Origin of the sequence: Pectobacterium sp. PL64 (genome assembly GCF_022477975.1) — a bacterium.
GTDB classification, from domain to species: domain Bacteria; phylum Pseudomonadota; class Gammaproteobacteria; order Enterobacterales; family Enterobacteriaceae; genus Pectobacterium; species Pectobacterium jejuense.
Map to the genome: position 1 here is coordinate 287,673 of NZ_CP092070.1, position 19,046 is coordinate 306,718.

At 49.7% G+C, this 19,046-nt stretch carries 19 protein-coding genes, 1 other RNA gene and 2 pseudogenes; 7 read left to right on the top strand and 15 right to left on the bottom strand.

Annotated features, from left to right (window positions below; translation table 11 throughout):
- The first annotated feature begins 124 nt into the window (after nucleotides 1-124).
- Nucleotides 125-1,405, top strand: coding sequence for an O-acetylhomoserine aminocarboxypropyltransferase/cysteine synthase family protein (locus tag HP572_RS01290; protein WP_014914227.1), 1,281 nt, complete (start codon nucleotides 125-127; stop codon nucleotides 1,403-1,405).
- Between the two features lie 63 nt (nucleotides 1,406-1,468).
- Here HP572_RS01290 and HP572_RS01295 read toward each other — a convergent pair whose 3' ends face one another.
- From HP572_RS01295 to nifJ, 4 genes are all read right to left on the bottom strand, one after another.
- Nucleotides 1,469-2,536 (bottom strand): L,D-transpeptidase family protein, encoded by a 1,068-nt coding sequence (locus HP572_RS01295; protein ID WP_240584563.1) that lies wholly within the window; start codon nucleotides 2,534-2,536, stop codon nucleotides 1,469-1,471.
- Nucleotides 2,537-2,720: 184 nt separating this feature from the next.
- Entirely contained in the window at nucleotides 2,721-3,518 is a 798-nt protein-coding gene (locus HP572_RS01300) for a deaminated glutathione amidase (RefSeq protein WP_240584564.1), read from the bottom strand.
- 21 nt (nucleotides 3,519-3,539) lie between these two features.
- Nucleotides 3,540-4,076 carry a cytochrome b561 gene (gene cybB, locus HP572_RS01305; protein ID WP_240584565.1) on the bottom strand — a complete coding sequence of 179 codons (537 nt, stop codon included), beginning with the start codon at nucleotides 4,074-4,076 and terminating at the stop codon, nucleotides 3,540-3,542.
- A gap of 320 nt (nucleotides 4,077-4,396) precedes the next feature.
- Entirely contained in the window at nucleotides 4,397-7,930 is a 3,534-nt protein-coding gene (nifJ, locus tag HP572_RS01310) for a pyruvate:ferredoxin (flavodoxin) oxidoreductase (protein ID WP_240584566.1), read from the bottom strand.
- Nucleotides 7,931-8,342: 412 nt separating this feature from the next.
- Between nifJ and HP572_RS01315 the strand changes: the two genes are divergently transcribed.
- The gene (locus HP572_RS01315; protein WP_240584567.1) at nucleotides 8,343-8,768 is read left to right on the top strand and encodes a hypothetical protein; all 426 of its coding nucleotides are present in this window, start codon (nucleotides 8,343-8,345) and stop codon (nucleotides 8,766-8,768) included.
- An 81-nt stretch (nucleotides 8,769-8,849) separates the two neighbouring features.
- Here the strand turns inward: HP572_RS01315 and HP572_RS01320 are convergent, their stop codons facing one another.
- Nucleotides 8,850-9,788: a LysR substrate-binding domain-containing protein gene (locus tag HP572_RS01320; RefSeq protein WP_240585817.1), complete on the bottom strand. Its 939-nt coding sequence runs from the start codon at nucleotides 9,786-9,788 to the stop codon at nucleotides 8,850-8,852.
- 137 nt (nucleotides 9,789-9,925) lie between these two features.
- On the opposite strand from HP572_RS01320, the gene HP572_RS01325 reads away from it, so the two are divergent.
- Nucleotides 9,926-10,408: a GNAT family N-acetyltransferase gene (locus HP572_RS01325; protein ID WP_240585818.1), complete on the top strand. Its 483-nt coding sequence runs from the start codon at nucleotides 9,926-9,928 to the stop codon at nucleotides 10,406-10,408.
- A gap of 43 nt (nucleotides 10,409-10,451) precedes the next feature.
- Here the strand turns inward: HP572_RS01325 and HP572_RS01330 are convergent, their stop codons facing one another.
- The 8 genes and pseudogenes from HP572_RS01330 to HP572_RS01365 form a co-directional block, all read right to left on the bottom strand.
- Nucleotides 10,452-11,078 (bottom strand): LysE family translocator, encoded by a 627-nt coding sequence (locus HP572_RS01330; RefSeq protein ID WP_240584568.1) that lies wholly within the window; start codon nucleotides 11,076-11,078, stop codon nucleotides 10,452-10,454.
- Nucleotides 11,079-11,344: 266 nt separating this feature from the next.
- The gene (locus tag HP572_RS01335; RefSeq protein ID WP_240584569.1) at nucleotides 11,345-12,127 is read right to left on the bottom strand and encodes a transporter substrate-binding domain-containing protein; all 783 of its coding nucleotides are present in this window, start codon (nucleotides 12,125-12,127) and stop codon (nucleotides 11,345-11,347) included.
- Nucleotides 12,128-12,495: 368 nt separating this feature from the next.
- A complete protein-coding gene (locus HP572_RS01340) occupies nucleotides 12,496-13,074 on the bottom strand; it encodes a hypothetical protein (RefSeq protein WP_240584570.1) in 579 nt (192 codons plus the stop codon).
- 255 nt (nucleotides 13,075-13,329) lie between these two features.
- On the bottom strand, nucleotides 13,330-14,517 hold the full coding sequence (locus HP572_RS01345; RefSeq protein WP_240584571.1) for a hypothetical protein: 1,188 nt from the start codon (nucleotides 14,515-14,517) through the stop codon (nucleotides 13,330-13,332).
- A 1-nt stretch (nucleotide 14,518) separates the two neighbouring features.
- Nucleotides 14,519-14,827 (bottom strand): annotated as a pseudogene (locus HP572_RS01350) (tyrosine-type recombinase/integrase); the annotation flags it as partial.
- A 1-nt stretch (nucleotide 14,828) separates the two neighbouring features.
- Nucleotides 14,829-15,037 (bottom strand): annotated as a pseudogene (locus HP572_RS01355) (integrase arm-type DNA-binding domain-containing protein); the annotation flags it as partial.
- Between the two features lie 510 nt (nucleotides 15,038-15,547).
- Complete coding sequence (locus HP572_RS01360) at nucleotides 15,548-15,832, bottom strand: type II toxin-antitoxin system RelE/ParE family toxin (RefSeq protein WP_240584377.1); 285 nt, start codon at nucleotides 15,830-15,832, stop codon at nucleotides 15,548-15,550.
- Nucleotides 15,822-16,073, bottom strand: a complete 252-nt coding sequence (locus tag HP572_RS01365; RefSeq protein ID WP_240584376.1) for a type II toxin-antitoxin system Phd/YefM family antitoxin — start codon at nucleotides 16,071-16,073, stop codon at nucleotides 15,822-15,824. Before HP572_RS01365 ends, HP572_RS01360 begins: the two co-directional genes overlap by 11 nt.
- A gap of 72 nt (nucleotides 16,074-16,145) precedes the next feature.
- Here HP572_RS01365 and HP572_RS22960 point away from each other — a divergent pair, with 72 nt between their 5' ends.
- Both HP572_RS22960 and HP572_RS01370 read left to right on the top strand, forming a co-directional pair.
- The gene (locus HP572_RS22960; RefSeq protein ID WP_371745343.1) at nucleotides 16,146-16,556 is read left to right on the top strand and encodes an STM2901 family protein; all 411 of its coding nucleotides are present in this window, start codon (nucleotides 16,146-16,148) and stop codon (nucleotides 16,554-16,556) included.
- On the top strand, nucleotides 16,556-16,885 hold the full coding sequence (locus HP572_RS01370; protein WP_240584572.1) for a DUF1493 family protein: 330 nt from the start codon (nucleotides 16,556-16,558) through the stop codon (nucleotides 16,883-16,885). Before HP572_RS22960 ends, HP572_RS01370 begins: the two co-directional genes overlap by 1 nt.
- A 295-nt stretch (nucleotides 16,886-17,180) precedes the next feature.
- Here the strand turns inward: HP572_RS01370 and ssrA are convergent.
- Nucleotides 17,181-17,543: a transfer-messenger RNA gene (gene ssrA / locus HP572_RS01375) on the bottom strand.
- Between the two features lie 50 nt (nucleotides 17,544-17,593).
- The gene (gene smpB / locus HP572_RS01380) at nucleotides 17,594-18,076 is read right to left on the bottom strand and encodes an SsrA-binding protein SmpB (RefSeq protein ID WP_010282425.1); all 483 of its coding nucleotides are present in this window, start codon (nucleotides 18,074-18,076) and stop codon (nucleotides 17,594-17,596) included.
- 155 nt (nucleotides 18,077-18,231) lie between these two features.
- Between smpB and HP572_RS01385 the strand changes: the two genes are divergently transcribed.
- Together HP572_RS01385 and HP572_RS01390 are read left to right on the top strand one after the other, a co-directional pair.
- Nucleotides 18,232-18,678: a type II toxin-antitoxin system RatA family toxin gene (locus HP572_RS01385; RefSeq protein WP_010282427.1), complete on the top strand. Its 447-nt coding sequence runs from the start codon at nucleotides 18,232-18,234 to the stop codon at nucleotides 18,676-18,678.
- Nucleotides 18,668-18,949, top strand: coding sequence for an RnfH family protein (locus HP572_RS01390; protein ID WP_010282431.1), 282 nt, complete (start codon nucleotides 18,668-18,670; stop codon nucleotides 18,947-18,949). Before HP572_RS01385 ends, HP572_RS01390 begins: the two co-directional genes overlap by 11 nt.
- Nucleotides 18,950-19,046: the final 97 nt, after the last annotated feature.

A 19,046-nucleotide genomic window follows, 5' to 3' on the forward strand; every position in this document is an offset into this window, starting at 1 on the left:
TTAGTCTTGTTTTTACTAACTTATCTCCATTTCTTCTACATCATCAAGTGCGTTTCCCGATCGCTGTCTGCTATTTTGTCTGGATATTTTCCTCACTCCAACGATCAACAAAAAGGCCCGTAAGATGAAACTTGAATCCCTCGCGCTACATCATGGTTATGAATCTGAAGCGACAACGAAGTCCGCAGCCGTGCCGATTTACCAGACGACCTCTTACACATTTGACGACACGCAGCACGGCGCCGATCTGTTTGATCTGAAGGTGGCGGGCAATATCTATAGCCGTATCATGAACCCGACGAATGCGGTGCTGGAGCAGCGGCTGGCGGCCATTGAGGGCGGCATCGGTGCGTTGGTGCTTTCATCCGGTATGGCGGCAATTACGTATTCGCTTCAGGCGCTCACGCAGGTTGGGGACAATATCGTCAGCACCAGCCAACTGTATGGTGGCACCTATAACCTGTTTGCCCACACGCTGCCGCGTCAGGGGGTTGAAGTACGGATGGCCTCTTTTGATGATTTTACGACGCTGGAATCGCTGATTGATGAGCGCACCCGCGCTGTTTTTTGTGAATCTATCGGGAATCCGGCGGGGAATATCGTCGATATTGCCAAAATCGCGGAGATTGCGCATCGTCACGGCGTCCCGGTGATTGTTGATAACACGGTGGCGACGCCCGTGCTATGCCGACCTTTTGAGCACGGTGCTGATATCGTCGTCCATTCACTGACCAAATACATCGGCGGTCATGGCACCACAATTGGCGGCGCGATTATCGATTCCGGCAAGTTTGACTGGGTCGCGAACAAAGCGCGTTTCCCGTTACTGAATGAGCCCGATCCTTCTTACCACGGCGTGGTGTATACCGACGCTTTCGGTCCGGCGGCCTATATTGGGCGCTGCCGCGTGGTGCCGCTGCGCAATACTGGCGCGGCGCTTCCTCCTCATAGCACGTTCTTACTGTTGCAGGGCCTGGAAACTCTCAGCCTGCGCATCGAACGCCATTGCAGCAATGCCGAAGCGCTGGCTGGCTACCTGAATCAGCATCCGCTGGTGACTTGGGTGAACTATGGTGCGTTGCCGGATAGCCCTTATAAAGCAAACTGCGACAAAATTACTTCGGGTAAGGCGTCTGGGATTATCAGCTTTGGCATTAAAGGCGGGAAAGCATCAGGGGGGCATTTTATTGATGCGCTGAAGATGATTTTACGGCTGGTCAATATTGGCGATGCCAAATCGCTTGCGTGCCATCCGGCAAGTACCACGCATCGGCAGTTAAATGCGGAAGAGCTGGCAAAAGCGGGCGTGAGTGAGGATCTGGTCAGAATTTCGGTCGGCATTGAGCACATTGACGACATCATCGCTGATGTGGCGCAGGCGCTGGAAGCCTCACAGAAAAAGTAAACGGTAGGGATATTAGAGAAACGCGTTGGAAACCTGAATGGGTTTCCAACGCGTCATCGGTGATTACGAACGGTTAGCGTCAGCTGCGGTCGTCGTCTGTGCTTCAACCGGTGCGGCATTTTGCACGGCATTGAGGCTATCTTGCGGCTGTGCTTCTGGTGCAACAGGTGCCGCAACAGATTCAACCGGAATGGCTGGCGTGGCTTGTTCGATCAGACCATTGATTTTGGTCGGCATACCAGAACGTCTCTGGATTGCCTGATCAACTTCGCTGGTGTTCACGCTGGCGTCGGCCAGAACTTTGCTCACTTTTGGCGTCATGCTGATTGGTGCCGGAGAATCAGAATGGAATTCTTCTACCGTGCGAGACAGCGGATTGTGAACTTCAACATAGCGTGAACCATCTGGCTCAACGGTGGCTTTCACTGGCTCATTGATGAACTGAACGCGCGTACCGACCGGAACGTTGTTGAACAGATACTTGATATCATCGTCGCGCAGACGAACGCAGCCGTGGCTTACGCGCAGACCAATACCGAAGTTGGCGTTGGTACCGTGGATCGCGTACAGGTTACCGATGTACAGCGCATACAGCCCCATTGGGTTATCTGGGCCAGCTGGGAAAACTTTTTGCAGGGTTTCACCGCGTGCCGCATATTCTGCGTGCATCTTCGCGGTTGGCGTCCAGGTTGGGCCCGCTTTCTTGCGCTGAACAGACGTTGTCCAGTTAATCGGCGTATCTTTACCTAACTCACCAATGCCGATTGGCAGCACGACCACAGTCTTGGAGCCTTTCGGATAGTAGTACAGACGCATTTCTGCGCTGTTGATGACAATGCCTTCACGCGGTGCATCTGGCAGAATCAACTGATGAGGAATGACCATTTTGCTGCCGGGAATCGGCAGGTAAACGTCCGCATCTGGGTTGGCTTCCATCATGTTGCTCAGGCCCATTTGGAACTGTGCTGCGAAATGTTCCAACGGCTGTGTGCTGTCTTCCGGTACGGTGATTTCGATATTCTCGCCTACCAGTCGGCTGTTAGCCGCAGGCAGAGGATAAACAACGGCAAAAGCGGCCTGGCTGAATGCGGCGGCTGCAAGAACTAAAGTAAAGATCGCGCGAATACTCATTTTCGTTTCTTTATTTGAGTGGTAAATGCACCCCCCGAATCAGGAGGCTGGTCTGCTAGGGTCGCCATGACGACCGGATGCGCATTATATGTGCAGAATGGCCTCCGAGGGAAACAACATGTGTAACTAATCACACTTTTTGGCGCATGAATGAGAAAGTAAGCAGTTTAGAGTGAACCGCGACTCAATTTTCCCCGTCTAACGTGGGTTTTTGAAAGCGGCGATTAGCCAGTACCGGGAGAATCTGACGGGCATACGCCAGCCGTTCTGGGTCAATGTCGGCATAGATGAGAGCCGGTGTTTCCGGTGCCTGAACCACGACAACGCCTAAAGGATCGACCACCATACTGTTGCCGATATTCTTGACGCCGCACTCGCCAACGGCGACGAGATAGGTCGTGTTTTCCAGTGCTCTGGCGCGCACCAATAATTCCCAATGCGCTTCTTTCAGCGGCCCCTTAATCCAGGCAGAAGGGAGAACGAGTACGTCTGCGCCGTCCAGCACCAAGCGGCGTGCAAGCTCGGGGAAGCGAATGTCATAGCAGGTCATCAGCCCGACGTTCAGCCCGGCGATGCTCAACAGCGGTGGAACCTCTTCGCCTGCCAGTACGTTTTCCGATTCCTGTACGGAAAACGCATCGTACAGATGCAGCTTCCGGTATTGAGCAACGATCTCGCCGTCGCGCAGTGCCAGCAGCGTGTTCCAGACTTTCCCTTCGCCATTCGGGATATGCACACACAGCATGGTCGTCAGATTGCTGCCTTTACTGGCTTCCAGCAAATGCGAGATAAACGGGCCATCAAGCGGTTGGGCCGCAGTGAGCACCATGTTGGGATTGGTGATATCGCGAGCCAGTACGCCTTCGGGCAGCACCAGCAGGTCGGCACCGTTTTGCTGTGCTGACGACATAAACTCAGTGATGGTCGTGGCGTTTTGCTGCCACTCGCGGTCAACGGCGAATTGTCCCAGTGCGACTTTCATGCTTGCTCCTTCGTGGCCCGATTAATCGCGCTTGGCTGGCATCATGCGCAGCAGCGTGTTGTCTTTCATAACATAGTGATGGAAAAGGGCGGCGGCGGTATGCGCGGCAATGAGCCAGTAGCCTAATGGTGCCAGCGTTTCATGCCAGCCAATCAGCATTTCAGCCAGGTCGAAATTCGGCGTCGCGGCTGTTGGCATGCCGATACCAAAAAGCATCCAGTCCCGACCGCTGTAATAGCGCGAGGCAACGCCCAGTATCGGCAGCGTGATAAACAGTAGGTAAATAACGGCGTGGGTGAGCGAACCCAGTGCACTTTGCCAGCGAGGGGGCTGTGGCGTAATGGCGGGCGAGGTATGCCGATGGCGCAAGAACAGGCGAGCCAGCATAAGAACCAGTATGGCTACGCCGCAGCTAAAGTGCGTCACAATCATCACGGTACGCAGCAGCGAACCGCGTTCAGCAAACCCGCGTAGCTCGATGGTGGCATAAGTCACAACGAGCAACAGAAAAACCAGCCAGTGCAATGCAATCTGCGATGGTGCGAACTTTCCTTTCATGTTTCGTCCTCTGCGACGTTGAGAGCGGTTTGACACCGTAACGAGCGAATAATCTCATAAAGTATAAGGTAACTTGCGTCTTGTCAGCCCCTCTTTACCATGCCTGACAAACTGGACTATCCGCGCTGGATTCTTCGGTATTCAACCTCGTTTGGGTAAGGGAAAACGCAACGGCCCGTAAGGGTGACGGTCAGGGATGGCAAGCCATAAAAAGTTTCCGGGAGAAATTTTTAACGTTGCATCAGCAACGGCCCGTAAGGGTGGCGGCCAAGGATGGCACGCCATAAAAAAACCGGCCGAAGCCGGTTTGGGCGGAACGATTATTCCTGCGGGTTTTTCTCTGCCTTGCCTGCCATCATCGTCAGGAAGTCAAAACGGCGACGCAGATCCAGTTCCGCTTCTTCATAGAGCTGCGCGGTTTCTTCCGGCATCATGCTATTCAGGCGGCGGAAGCGTTGCTCTTTCATCAACGTTTCACTCAGGCTGCTTGATGGCGGACGAGAATCAGTTACCAGCGCAGCTTTCCCTTCTTCGGCACGACGTGGGTCGAAGCGGTAGAGCGGCCAGAAGCCCGTTGCCGTCAATTGACGCATCTGATCGTGGCTGAATGCCAGATCGTAGCCGTGCTCTTCGCATGGGCTGTACGCGATAATCAGCGATGGGCCCGGCCAGGCTTCGGCTTCCTGAATCGCTTTCACCGTCTGGTTCAGCTGCGCGCCCAGTGAAATCTGCGCGACATACACGTGACCGTACATCATGACGTTGATGCCGAGATCTTTACGCGCTTTGCGTTTGCCTTTCTCGCCAAACTTAGTGACCGCGCCCAGCGGCGTCGCCTTAGACTGCTGTCCGCCGGTGTTGGAGTAGCACTGCGTATCCAGCACCAGCACGTTGACGTTTTCGCTCAGGCTCATGACGTGATCCAGCCCGCCGTAGCCGATATCGTACGCCCAGCCGTCACCGCCGATAAGCCAGATAGATTTATCGACAAAGTGGTCGGCTTCGCTCGCCAGCACCTTGGCGTCGTTATCATTGATAGCTGCCAGCAACCCACGTAGCTGTTCAATCTGCTGACGGCGCAGATCGGGCACAATGGACTCTTCTTGCAACGCGTTAACCAGATCCGGCGGCAGTTGCGGTGCCAGTTTGTTGAGCAGGCGAACGGCACGCTGGCGGTGCTGATCGACGCTCAGGCGGAAGCCCAGACCGAATTCGGCGTTATCCTCGAACAGCGAGTTAGCCCAGGCCGGACCGCGGCCGTTGGCATCAGTCGTCCACGGCGTGGTGGGCAGATTACCGCCATAAATAGATGAACAGCCCGTCGCATTCGCGACCAGCAGACGATCGCCATAGAGCTGGGTCAGCAGCTTGATATACGGCGTTTCGCCACAGCCGGAACAGGCACCAGAGTACTCGAACAGCGGCGAAATCAGCTGAGAAGTACGGATATCGATACGCTCCAGCGTGGATTTGTCGATTTCCGGCAATTGCAGGAAGAAATCGTAGTTCTCTTTCTCCGCCGTCAGATTATCCAGACGGGATTCCATATTGATGGCTTTGATTTCTGGGTTCTGACGGTCTTTGGCCGGACAAACTTCCACGCACAGGTTACAGCCGGTGCAGTCTTCCGGGGCGACCTGCAGCACGTATTTCTGACCGCGCATGTCGCGTGCTTTCACATCCAGCGATTGCAGTGAAGCGGGTGCATTTTCCATCGCATCAGGCTGGACGACTTTGGCGCGAATAGCCGAGTGCGGGCAGGCGGCGACGCAGTGGTTACACTGTGTACAAAGCTGCGGCTGCCACAGCGGAATCTCTTCCGCGATATTACGTTTTTCCCACTTGGTGGTGCCGGTTGGCCAGGTGCCATCGGGCGGCAGGGCGGAGACGGGCAGCGTATCACCCAAGCCAGCCAGCATCGCGGCCGTGACGGTCTTGACGAAATCGGGTGCGGCGTCGGAAACCACCGGCGGGCGCTGCGGGCTGTCTGGGTTGACTGCTTCCCGCGGCACTTCTGCCAGCGCTTCCAATGTGGCGCTCAGCGCCTGCCAGTTACGCTCAACCAGCTCCTGACCTTTACTGCCGTAGCTCTTGGCGATGGCGGTACGCAGTTTTTCCACCGCGACATCGGCTGGCAGAATCTGTGACAGGTGGAAGAACGCCATTTGCATGACGGTGTTGATGCGCGCGCCCAGATGACACTCGCGGGCAATCTTGGCGGCATTGATGCAGTACACGCGGGCATTGCGCTGATTCAGTCCTGCCTGCACTTCCTGCGGCAAACGGTGCCACAGATCGTCGCTGCTATACGGCGAGTTGATCAGGAAAACGCCGCCGGGCTTAAGCCGTTCGACCATGCTGTACTTGTCGATAAACTGCCACTGATGACAAGCGACGAAATCGGCTTGATCGATCAGGTAGGCTGAATTGATCGGGTGCGGGCCCACACGCATGTGGGAAACGGTCAGGCTACCGGCTTTCTTCGAGTCATAGACAAAGTAGCCCTGCACAAACATCGGCGTAGTTTCACCGACGATTTTGATCGCATTCTTGGTCGCAGAAACGGTGCCGTCACTGCCCAGACCGTAGAACAGGGCTTCGAGCGATGCGCCGCTGGGAAAATGCTGTTCCGGCAGCGGCAGAGACAGATTGGTGACGTCGTCATAAATCCCGACAGTGAAGCGCGGTCGTGGGTTAGCAAGCGCTAACTCATTAAAGATCGCCTGTATGCACTGCGGGGTAAATTCTTTGGAAGACAACCCATAACGGCCACCAATCACGCGTGGCATAAGTGAACGCTCACCTGCGGAGAACGCCTCGGCCAGCGCGGTCATCACATCGAGATACAGCGGTTCTGCCAGCGCGCCTGGCTCTTTCGTGCGGTCCAGCACTGCGATGCTCTTCGCCGTTTGCGGAATAACGGCCAGTAGATGTTTGGCGGAGAATGGACGATACAGGCGGATTTTCACCACGCCGACTTTCTCGCCGCGCGTCAGCAGCGTATCGATCACTTCTTCGCATGTGCCGACGCCAGAACCCATCAGGACGACGATTTTGGTCGCTTCCGGGTGGCCGTAGTATTCAAACGGCTGGTACTGGCGTCCTGTCGCAGCGGCGAAATCGTTCATCGCCTGCTCAACGTGTTCATAAGCCGCGTCATACCAGCGGTTGGTTGCTTCGCGCGCCTGGAAGAAAGTATCCGGGTTAGAGGCGGTACCACGAATCACCGGACGTTCCGGTGTGAGCGCTCGCTCACGGTGTGCGTCAATGGATGCCTGTGGCAGAAGCTGGCGGATCACGTCATCGCTCAGCGGCTCAATCTTATTAATTTCGTGTGAAGTACGGAAACCGTCGAAGAAATGGATAAACGGCAAACGGCTGTTCAGGCTGGCGATTTGCGAAATCAGCGCAAAGTCCTGTGCTTCCTGCACATTGCTGGCGCACAGCATGGCACAACCGGTCTGGCGCACGGCCATGACGTCCGAGTGATCGCAAAAGATAGAAAGCGCATGCGTCGCAACCGTACGGGCAGCGACGTGCAGGACAAACGGGGTTAGCTCACCGGCCAGCTTATACAGCGTGGGGATCATCAACAGCAGACCCTGCGATGAGGTGAACGTGGTGGCGAGTGTGCCCGTCTGCAATGCGCCGTGGACGGTAGCGATCGCGCCGCCTTCCGATTGCATTTCAACAACGCGGGGCGTATCTCCCCATATATTCAGCCCGCCGTCGCTCGACCAGGCGGCCGCGTGTTCAGCCATGCTGGAACTGGGGGTGATGGGATAAATGGCGATGACTTCATTGGTGCGCCAGGCCACGGAGGCGACTGCGTTATTACCGTCGGTGGTGATCATGACTTATAGCCTTCTTGCTCACTAAGCCTTTCATTTTACATGGTCTTTTTGGGCGATGAAAATGATTGGGCATAAACGAAAATACGATTTTTATCGGGTGATTATCGCATTTCAGGAAAAAAGAGGGTGGAACGATGTATGCGGAGTTGTATCAAACTGTGTTTTATCCCCGTCACACTTCAAGCCGCATGCGAGTTGGCTTTCTATTCTATCTACATCTACACGCGGCACCGGCTTTAGGAGGTCCGCGTTTCCTAAAGTTGGGCATATCATACACCTCAGCGCGTATTGATGTCTTTTTGTACCTATTGAAGGGTATCGCCGCATGATTTTGTTTGCTCATTAGTGCCATGACAGGTAGCGTGCTTATACTAAAATAACATCTGTAATCAATGTATGAAGGAACCGAACGATGGCAAATGATGAAATAAAAAATAAATTGGTTTCCGTACTGGCTTCACAACAGGCGCAGGGAAAAACGCCAGAACAGGCCGTCGAACACATCCTCCAGGCATTGGGTGGACGGGCTAATGAGGTGTCCCGTATTTCGATTTTGACGTCGACATTAATCGCCGATGTGCTGTATACCGTGTATCAGGATGAGATAACACACCAGCAGATTGCGGTTATTCTACGCAAACTGTGTTACGCCGCCCGTGACATTGCCACTGCATTACACGTCATTTATCCCCAACTCACCGCCCATGAAATCGGCCAGCTTTTGCAGAGCCCGGAGATTTATCCGACGATCGATCGTGCCGCATTGCTTGATGCGCTGACCTACGCCACTTTTTCCAAAGTGGAAAGCGAGCAGGTTGCTGACGCTCTCGGCATTTAATACCAGAATACTTTGCTACCGGATTGCTACCGGAACAGCACCGATAATCAGACAGCCAGGCTTGTGATTTTTCTATCGCCGCTATCCGTTCGTTATGGGATGTGTCACCAGCCTGTGTAACAGGTTTTTAATCCACTGGCTGGCTTCCGAACGGCTATTGCGGCGATGGCTGTATATCTTCACGCGATAGGGTGGCACGGTGAAAGGCAAGGCGTGAATCCGTAACGGCAGGAGTTGCGCAAAGATTGTCGCGACGTTGCGTGGTAATGCCATGATCAGCTTTGAATCGGCGATGATAAACGGCGCACTCATCATGGATGGCGTTTTTAGTGCGATATGGCGCTTCTTGTTGAGCTTATCCAGCGCGTAGTCAATTACCCCACGTGACTCATTCCAGGGCGTCACGACAAGATGTCGGGCGGCGAGGTAATCATCCAGCGTCAGCGCCTCGCCTGACGGATAATCAGCGGCGGTGATGATGACATAACTGTCTTCAATCCAGTCTATCTCCTCAATTTCCCTGTTCTCCGATTGCGTCATATCGGTGAACCCTAGAGCAAAGTCGATTTTCCCTGCCAGCAAATCCGTAATCGCGACCTTCTGCGGCGAATAAACCAGATTGAATTTGATATGGGGTGCCAGCTTTTCCATGTGCGCCATCAGGGTTGGAAACACCGAGAATGCGGTGTAATCGGTGATGGAAAAGGTGAAACTTTCCGTGCTGCGGGCGGGATTAAAGCGTGGACGCGGCGTCAGACCTTGCATCAGCAGCGCCAGACTTTCCGCGATCGGCTCTGCAATATCGTCCGCCACTACGGTCGGATGCATGGTGTTGCCAACCCGAAAAAATAGTTCGTCGGAAAACGTATTGCGCAAACGCGTCAGCGCGTGGCTGACCGCTGATGCGCTCATCGCTAGCTCTTTTGCCGCTGCGGCGACGGATCGATGCTGGTACACGCTGTTAAATACCACCAGTAAATTTAAATCGATACGTCGTAAATCCAGATGCATGATGTTCATCAGTCGCTGTAGAGAATGCAGTTCATACAGTATTTTTAATCCGGTAGCATGGCAAGTCTTGGTCATGGTTAGCATTGGAAAAATTAGCACCGGAGAAGAGAGACGTTATGAACCCAGCCCTTATGAACCCAGCCGTTATGGATATAGTCATCCGCCCCGCGCAGAAATCAGATGCGAGCGTGATTCTGGATTTAATTATCGAGCTTGCCGTGTACGAGAAAGCGCGCCACGAAGTGCTGGCCTCGCTTGAGGATATTGAGCGCTCGTTATTTGGCGAAGGAGCGACGGCTGAAACGCTGATTTGCGAGATTGATGGCAAGCCTGTTGGCTATGCAATTTTCTTCATGAGCTACTCAACCTGGCTGGGGAAATATGGCATCTATCTGGAAGACCTCTACATTGCGCAGGCGTATCGTAATGCGGGAGCGGGCAAAGCGCTGCTGAAACAGGTTGCACGTCTTGCACAGGAAAGACAGTGCGGACGACTGGAATGGAGCGTGCTGGACTGGAACCAACCCGCGATCGATTTCTATAAGAGCATTGGCGCGAAGCCGCAGGATGAGTGGGTTCGCTATCGGATGGACGAGAAGGGCATCGCTGATTTTGTCACGGCATCGTAACGGTGTCGCTCCTGCCAGCCTGAAGGCAGCAGGAGCCAGTCAATTAACGCGTTGACGCCGCCAACGTGGTGCCTGCCAGAATAAAGATCCCGCCCGTCGAGCGGTTAAACAGCTTGATGCGGCGCGGGTTGGAGAAAAGGCCCGATAAACGACGGCCGGTGCAGGCATAGATGAACATGATGCTGAAATCGAAGACCGCCCAGGTCACAGCGAGAATGATGAGCTGCAAGGCGTGCGGGGCGCTGGTATCGATAAAATTGGGGAAGAGCGCGGCGAAAAACAGCAGATCTTTCGGATTACTGATCCCGACCAGAAAGCCTTTGCGGAATAGTGGAAACCAGCCCGGAGCCGAGGCTTCCTGCACGTCCTGCTCCGCAGTGCTCATATCCTTAGAACGCCATGACGCGATGCCCAACCAGATGAGATAAACCGCACCAATAATTTTTAATACCATGAAAGCGGTGGTTGACGCAGCGAGGATGGCACCTAGCCCCAATGCTGAACAGGACATCAGAATCATTGCCGCGCTGACGCCGCCGAGTACGGTTGCGGTCGCGCGTGAAGCGCCGTAGCGTAAACCGTGCGACATGCTGATCAAGGCGGATGGGCCCGGAATGGCAATCAGGGCGATGATGATGCCTGTATAAGCCAGCCAGAGGTGAAGGCTCATGGTTTCTCCTGCGTGTAATTCACTGTAAAAGCGACATTGAGAGCGGTGATGTGAAGCGATATATATTCACATACCTATCGCTATTTTCCAACGCGCGATAATAACAGAAAAGGGGTCAATAGCGCTCGCCCTCTTTATCAACATTCTGTTGCTGACGCTGGTACGGAGTTCAGCAATAAACGGGCATTTCTATGAAGTCTCCCCGCCTTCTGATAGGTCAGGGAGAACAGTTGAGCATGAAAATAATCTGCTAACCGCGCCTGATATTATTCCTTCACGCTTAAATCGATATCGCCAAAATAGCGTTTCTGTATTTTCGCATAGATGCCTTTTTGAACGATATCTTTCAGCCCCTGATTGATGAGCTGTTTTGTTTCCGTATCGTCTTTGCGTATACCGTATGCAGAACCGAGGCTAAATAAATCCGCATCGGTTACTTCCGGGCCTTTTAGCTCAAAATCTTTACCCTGTGGGGTTTTTAAAAATCCAAACGCGACGGCAACCGATGGGCACAGTGCGCCTTCCACTCTTCCTGACTGTAAATCCTCATAAATAGCTTCCTGATCGGGATAGTTTTTAACAATCACCCCGGCGGGTAGCCAATATTTATTGGCGTAGGCTTCCTGAATGGTGCCTTGCTGTACTGCGATATTTTTCCCGCGCAGCAGTTCAGCTTGGGGAAGAAGATTGGAGTTTTTCCTTGCGACCAGCTTGGTGGGAACGTGGAAAACATAGTCACTGAAATCTATCGATTCCTTTCGCTTACGTGTCACGCCAAGTGGCGCAATGACGTCTATTTTTTTGGCGAGAAGGGCGGGAATCTGGGAATCGAACGTGTTCACGATATAGTCACACTTTGCATTTACCGATTTACAGATAGCATCCGTTACCTCGATTTCAAATCCCGATGGATTACCATTTTTATCCATGCTCTGAAAAGGGGGATACGTTAAATCGACGCCGATACGCAGTATGTCTGATTTGGCAAATGCAAAGGGAGAAATAGCAAAAATGACAACGATCTTCAGGAGAGATAATTTTCTGAACATAGCAGTAACACCTCTTTTTAGTCGTATAAAATGAATATCAACATTCCGGTATTCGTATTATCACCAGTGATTGGACGTAAATTGGAACGCACATTGTCATCCAGTTCACGTTTGAAAAACTGACGTTAATTTACACTTGAAATTATAACAAATTGTTATTATTTGCTTTCGTGATGTAAAATTGCGCTATCGGTGATGTCCAAACGTGTAAACAGGAAATACATCCCAGTGGATGATTTCATTTCGGCGGGGAGCTGATGTTCATTGCATACCGAAAACCGACCTGAGCGAGTTTCCGGCATTTTAATCTATTAACCTTACTAAATGTGCCAATAATACGGTGGAATTGGCGACCTTGAAGGTGAGCGCTACTTGTAGGTAAACCGATAATCGACAATATACGTGCCGAGTTCATTGACTCGCGCGGTGATCCATAACGCATCCATTCCTTGCCTTCTTTTTTTAAATAACGTTTCTCTATTGGTACATAGCTGTTTCAACTGACCAGTATGGACATCTCTAATCCATAAACCCGCTTCACAACGACTACTTTTCCCTGTGGATGGCCCAGGAAAAACAATCTCATAATCGGATGTGTAATTAATCACGTCATCGGGGAACAGATAAACGTACACATCAAAAATATTCGCGATAGAAAGAAATCCCAACACAAAGCCATACAGGAACATTTCGAGCATATGCTTTAGTTTCTTCTTTACCGCTCGAGAATAGAGCGCACGGCCAGCAAAGATAAGCCCCAGAACGATCCCAAAGGTGAGGTAGATGGTGAAGTCAGGGAGTGTATCGATCAGTATCGTACGACGTGACAGCTGCGAGGCCCAAAGCATGTACCAGAAAATAGATAGCATGATGGATAAGACGAGGAGGGTAACAAGAAAATCCTTCGACAATAAATAAGTTATCGTTTTTTTATAAAGACGGTGCATCTATCCATGACCTGTATCAACAGCGTGTTTTGTTGGTATTTTACATGACTTGATGGCGTAAAGGATCAATAGGATTACTTGTTATGGTTCGGGGATTTGGGCTGGCGGGAGTTGAACCCGCATCCGAAATCCCTGCATACTATTTTTACCACAATGAAAGAAATTTTTAGATTTAAAACAGTATGTTAGTGTTATCGGTGTTTGTCCATTTTATGCATTTTTAATGCTCTGCCGCCAAAGTGTCACTACGTATCATCATTCGGTTGCATCAATTCTGTCATAGTCGAATATTTTGTCTAGACAAACCTCTAACTTGTAAAAATCAGTGAGGGGATAAAGTTTCACAAGATCTTCGTCAATATCAATAATTCCAAACCGTTTCTCTCTGAATTTGAGATGTTCCATTGCATCAAGCTGTGCCTGAGTTTTGCTACCATCAATCTGATAATCTAAAGTCTTCAGCACCTGCCAAGAAACAGGGGGAGTAAAATTAAATAATGAAGATAGTTTTGGACTATAATTGTTTTCTGATGTTTGTTTATATGTCGACTTAGGCGGAAATACTACATTTATAGATAGTCGTGAATCTTTTGTTTTTTTCATTCTAGTTGAAAAATAAGATATTCCAACAATTGAAGATTGAATCCGTTGGCTAATCCATTGCATTAATAAATTTGGTATTATATATTCCTGTGTGAAGTGAGATGTGGCGTTTTTCTTTATAAAACTACATGCGATAATTAATGGCCAAAGTAAAAGGTACGATCCTTTCTTTTGTGTTAGTGTGGTAGGTGAATCGTCATATTCATATATTTCATTTAGTAAACTTGGCGCGAAATTTAGAACTCTTGATTTTTCATCTTCTGTTACAAATGAAGATATGTAAAGTTTGTCAAAATCTGGTTTATTCATTTCTTGCCAACATACATATAGTGATGTCCCAAGGTATAAACAAGGAAGACCAGCAATGGAGTACCGTTGTGCGCTAACAAGATGTCGTTTTGAAAAAGGAATATGAAAAATCTCGTTTCTTTTTTCTAATGGTGAGTCTGATTTTCTTACGCGGTATAATGGCTGTTTTTCATTACATATGGATTTTAGTGGTATTGATATGTATTGAATGTGTTGTTTTATTTTCTCTTGCCCTAAACATTCTTCAAATTTCTCATAAGCTGATTTTATATCACCAGATAAAAAGTGTTTTAGACATTTTTCAATATCGTTTTTTAGCGCCTCTATTCGCTCCAGAGCTATATCAATGCGGAATTTTGTGTTGTTGCTTGTTGCGTATTTTTTTATCATCTCAATGTATTTGTTACAGCGCTCATTGAAATCATAAACAATATCTTTTTTTAATTCAAATGGCGGATTTAAATAATCATCAGAGAAAAGATTTTCTAGTAATTCAGTTACTGTGTCATTGTTTGTTTTTTGAGTGGCCATTTTATATACCTAATATAGTAAGCGGATCTTTAGTTACAGTATCTTCATGATAGTTTGGTGAACAATGGGCATAAATCATAGTCATCTTTATATCGGCATGACCTAAAATTTCTTTAAGTACAAGTATGTTTCCGCCGTTCATCATGAAGTAGCTGGCGAATGTGCGTCGTGGCACATAGGTACATTGGCCATCTGGCAAATCAATATCAGCTCGCTTCATTGGACGCTCAAAGGCTTTTCTATATGATGGTGTGAATAACTTCCCTCAGTTCTTTGATAGTTCTTCATACAGATTCTGCGATATAGATATAATCGGCAAGGATAACTAACGGGTAGGGGCCAATGCTCTTCTTTGCGCATTTCTTGGCGACAGGGCGAATGTAGCGAAACTGCCAGATTTTACTGCCGCTGGATTTATAAGTAACTCAAGGCCATCGCCATCATAGAGAACGTAATCCGTTTCCTTAGGTTTGGCGGCTTCGATTTCTTTAACGGATAGAGGTTTGGTTTGTCTTGCCATTGCTGGGTTTCCATAGTTTTAGGCACCTCAAAAACAATAAAGCTTATTGAGGTGCCTAAAAGGTTCGGATTTAATTAGTTCACTTCAGACTTCTCAGGACAAATTACAGACATAAAAAAGCCGCTGAACCTTGCGGTTAGCGGCTTTTTCACGTTTCCGGCCTTATCTGGTAATAACCGGAATCGCTGGGGAATCTGAAAATTCAATATAACATTTTGATATTTAAACTTTAAGTGTGGGTTAAGGCTATTATTAATAGGCCTAAACGTGAGCCTACGAAAAGTTACGATGAGTATGTGAGGTAAAATGAGATCAATTTTCACTCAATTCTTTACGCGCCAAATAAAAAGATTTTGCACAAAGCTGTTCACCCTCTTCACCAAAGGTTTTTATTTTTAATAATCAATAGATCAATGTGTGATGAGTTGGTCAGCAGGTGACGAGTTACTCATCACCTTGATGGTAGGTATGCTGCATAGCAAGGAAGCCGCGAGTTTAAGACATCCGCGTTTATAGTCGGTCTTTCGCTGTTTTATAAACGTCTGAGCGTTCCCGTTTGCCCACAGCTAAAACCAGCACCACGATCTCATGCTCAAGTACTTGATACACTAACCGATAGCCAGCGGAACGAAGTTCGATTTTGTAGCAGTCAGCCATTCCATGAAGTCGGTTGGCGGGAACGTGGGGATTTTGTAAAACCTCTTTCAACTTTATGGTGAACTGCTCCCGCACGGGCGCACCCAGCTTCTTAAATTCTTTCAGCGCGTGCTCTTCAAACTCCAGCTTATAACTCATCCAGATCGACCTTCACACGTTTCCCCTTCATCCGGGAACGGGCGATTTTGGCAAGTTCGATATCTTCCTGATAATCGGCCAGCGCTTCCCATGTTTCCGGGGAAACATAATAGCCAGAGATACGGCCATTGGTTAGCACGGCTACAGGTTTGCCGTTAGCTTTTTTAAGCGCGGCATTGGGCGACTTTTTAAAGTCGCTGATACTCACGGCTGCATTTGCAAGGATAGGTTGCACGGACATAATCAGCCTCTTTTAAGTATGATATTTGATACTGAATTTAGCACTTAATCAGAAAAGCAGCAACATCACGGTATAAATGTGAATTTAGCTCTTAATCAAACGTATTACTATCAAGCAGTAACCGGTTTAGAGATTACAGCGGCGGCGCTCATCCTCTCTGGGCAACCTTATCTCCCGGTATCAGGAAAACTATCCGCAGCTACAGCGACGCCCGGAACGAGTGTTGCTTCCAGAGTATCACGAGCTTTGCTAAGAGATTTACGCTTCCCTTATGGGTTAAGACCGCTCACGCCTATGGGAAAAAACCTTGCGACATTGAAGATGGTTCCTACGAATAAAATCGCCTCTTTTGTTGGTCGTTATATTCCATGGATAGGCTACGTCCAATTGATAGCTATAATGCAATGGGTAGCAAGGGACACTCGTAGACAGTATAACCTGATCGCTAGGCCAGAAGACCGCATTGAATGGACGTATTTCTGATGAGCAAAAGAGATATCGAAAATGAGGTTATTCAATACCTCATGGAGCGTTACCCTATTAGGGAACATTGGTTTAAATCCGGTATTAGGCAAGTCACTAAAGACTGGACGTTACAGGATGATTATCAGTTTCTACCGGAAGATGCTCACGATTTTCTTCTCGATGTATTTGGACATTTTAATATTGATTATTCAAACTTCGAGGGAAGAAATTATTTTGAATATGAGTATCCTATCTGGCAAAAGAAACCACTATCGCAAGCGTTAAAACCGCTCACTGTCGGGATGATTATTGAGTCAGCTAAAGCAGGGAAATGGTTATACGATTAGAGGCATCTAATTATTGATGTGTTTGTGTGACGTAAAAAACTGGCTGGAGCCGTTTTTGTCGTTTCTGGTGTCTACCTCGCCGACTCACATTTGGGCAGCCAGTCAGCGTCTGATTCATCTTTCAGCTCAAGATTAGCCTGTATGTCCTGCTTTCGTAGGCCTAAACGTATACCAATAGTCACCGGATTCAGGCGAATATCGTCGGACTGTTACAGACATAAAAAAGCCGCTGAACCTTGCGGTTAGCGGCTTTTTCACGTTTCCGGCCTTATCTGGTAATAACCGGAATCTAAATTGGTGGAGCTGGGGGGATTTGAACCCCCGTCCGGAACCACTCTACCGTCGGTACTACATGCTTAGTCTATCTTTACATTCGCTTGCCAGCTGCGAATAGACACGCCACTAACAAACTAGCCTGATTAGATTTAGTGCTTCAACCCCAGGCAAGGCATCCACACGATCTCTTTTGGGTTTGACCTCTCTTGATCCCCGTCCTAAGAGCGGAGGCTAGGGAGAGAGGGCTCAAAGCAGGTTATTAAGCTGCTAAAGCGTAGTTTTCGTCGTTTGCGACTATTTTTTTGCGGCTTTTTACGAGGCAAACCGCCCCTCGGCATGCACCTTGGGCTTTGCAAATCCCGTCGAATCCAGAATCAGCCCCCAAGAAACTGTCGCCAGTATATCAGAACTTACCGTTGTTAAGCCAGTGGCTTAGCGATTGGCGTTCTTCATGATACGGGCTTTGTCTAACTTCCATTCACGTTCTTTGATGTCATCACGCTTGTCGTGATCTTTTTTACCTTTCGCCACGCCGATTTTGACTTTGCTCCAGGCATTTTTCCAATACATGGATAGTGCGACGACCGTGTAGCCATCGCGACTGACGCGGCCAAACAGTGAATCCAGCTCGCGCTTGTTGAGCAGGAGTTTGCGCGTGCGTATGGGATCGCACACAACGTGTGATGAAGCCACATTCAGTGGCGTGATCGTTGCGCCAAACAGGTAAGCCTCACCGTTCATGAAGGTGACATAGCTGTCGCTGAGGTTTGCTTTGCCTGCGCGCAGTGATTTGACTTCCCATCCTTGCAGCGCAAGGCCGGCCTCAAATTCTTCCTCAATGAAGTATTCGTGACGGGCGCGTTTGTTCTGCGCAATGGTGGCGGAACCGGGTTTGTATGCTTTTTTCTTTGTCATAGTGCCGTCATTATACTGGATGTCATTGGGAATGAAATCCCCGCCGTGCGTCCGTGTCGTGGTTAATGATATCGTGCGATAAGCTTCGCAGAATTTTTGTCTGTCGGGCTATCAGTGCTATTATTTTGCGCGTTTTATGAATCACGGAAAATAGTATGCCAAAGATAAGTCGTTCCGCACTGGTGCCGTTCAGCGCTGAACAGATGTACAAGCTGGTGAATGATGTCGCTTCCTACTCCGCGTTTTTACCGGGCTGTACGGGGAGCCGCGTGCTCTCCTCCTCAGAAGGGGAGATGACCGCCGCAGTGGACGTTTCCAAAGCCGGTATCAGCAAGACCTTTACCACACGTAATACGCTGACACACAACCAGAACATCAATATGCAGCTGGTCGATGGCCCGTTCCGTCAGTTGGGTGGCGACTGGCATTTTACGCCGCTGAGCGCCGATGCCTGTAAAGTCGAACTGCATCTGGAATTTGAATTCACCAATGCCTTGATTGAACTCGCTTTTGGCAAAGTATTCAAGGAGCTGGCAGGAAATATGGTGCAGGCTTTCACGCAGCGAGCAAAAGAGGTCTACAGTGTCCGCAATGCAGGTTGATGTGGTCTACGCGTTGCCGGAACGCCAGTATCTACGTACGGTGAAGCTGGAAGAAGGCAGTACGGTTGAGCAGGCTATTGTGGCATCGGGCCTGCTGGAACTGCGCCATGACATCGATTTACAGGTGAATAAAGTCGGTATTTACAGCCGCGCGGCGAAGCTGGCCGATGTGGTGCAGGAGGGGGACCGTGTGGAAATTTATCGTCCGCTGATTGCCGATCCGAAAGAACTACGTCGTCAGCGTGCAGAGCGTGCTAAGAGCAAATCCTGATCGGTAACGCTAAACGGCACATGACGTTTTACTGAGCGTCCCTATCGAAATGCCCTTACAAAAAAACACAGGCAAACCTGAAGTGTTCAGATTTGCC

Coding starts and splice junctions, on each gene's coding strand:
- HP572_RS01290 (WP_014914227.1), top strand. CDS start 125: ATGAAACTTGAATCCCTCGCGCTACATCATGGTTATGAATCTGAAGCG.
- HP572_RS01295 (WP_240584563.1), bottom strand. CDS start 2,536: ATGAGTATTCGCGCGATCTTTACTTTAGTTCTTGCAGCCGCCGCATTC.
- HP572_RS01300 (WP_240584564.1), bottom strand. CDS start 3,518: ATGAAAGTCGCACTGGGACAATTCGCCGTTGACCGCGAGTGGCAGCAA.
- cybB (WP_240584565.1), bottom strand. CDS start 4,076: ATGAAAGGAAAGTTCGCACCATCGCAGATTGCATTGCACTGGCTGGTT.
- nifJ (WP_240584566.1), bottom strand. CDS start 7,930: ATGATCACCACCGACGGTAATAACGCAGTCGCCTCCGTGGCCTGGCGC.
- HP572_RS01315 (WP_240584567.1), top strand. CDS start 8,343: ATGGCAAATGATGAAATAAAAAATAAATTGGTTTCCGTACTGGCTTCA.
- HP572_RS01320 (WP_240585817.1), bottom strand. CDS start 9,788: ATGAACATCATGCATCTGGATTTACGACGTATCGATTTAAATTTACTG.
- HP572_RS01325 (WP_240585818.1), top strand. CDS start 9,926: ATGGATATAGTCATCCGCCCCGCGCAGAAATCAGATGCGAGCGTGATT.
- HP572_RS01330 (WP_240584568.1), bottom strand. CDS start 11,078: ATGAGCCTTCACCTCTGGCTGGCTTATACAGGCATCATCATCGCCCTG.
- HP572_RS01335 (WP_240584569.1), bottom strand. CDS start 12,127: ATGTTCAGAAAATTATCTCTCCTGAAGATCGTTGTCATTTTTGCTATT.
- HP572_RS01340 (WP_240584570.1), bottom strand. CDS start 13,074: ATGCACCGTCTTTATAAAAAAACGATAACTTATTTATTGTCGAAGGAT.
- HP572_RS01345 (WP_240584571.1), bottom strand. CDS start 14,517: ATGGCCACTCAAAAAACAAACAATGACACAGTAACTGAATTACTAGAA.
- HP572_RS01360 (WP_240584377.1), bottom strand. CDS start 15,832: ATGAGTTATAAGCTGGAGTTTGAAGAGCACGCGCTGAAAGAATTTAAG.
- HP572_RS01365 (WP_240584376.1), bottom strand. CDS start 16,073: ATGTCCGTGCAACCTATCCTTGCAAATGCAGCCGTGAGTATCAGCGAC.
- HP572_RS01370 (WP_240584572.1), top strand. CDS start 16,556: ATGAGCAAAAGAGATATCGAAAATGAGGTTATTCAATACCTCATGGAG.
- smpB (WP_010282425.1), bottom strand. CDS start 18,076: ATGACAAAGAAAAAAGCATACAAACCCGGTTCCGCCACCATTGCGCAG.
- HP572_RS01385 (WP_010282427.1), top strand. CDS start 18,232: ATGCCAAAGATAAGTCGTTCCGCACTGGTGCCGTTCAGCGCTGAACAG.
- HP572_RS01390 (WP_010282431.1), top strand. CDS start 18,668: ATGCAGGTTGATGTGGTCTACGCGTTGCCGGAACGCCAGTATCTACGT.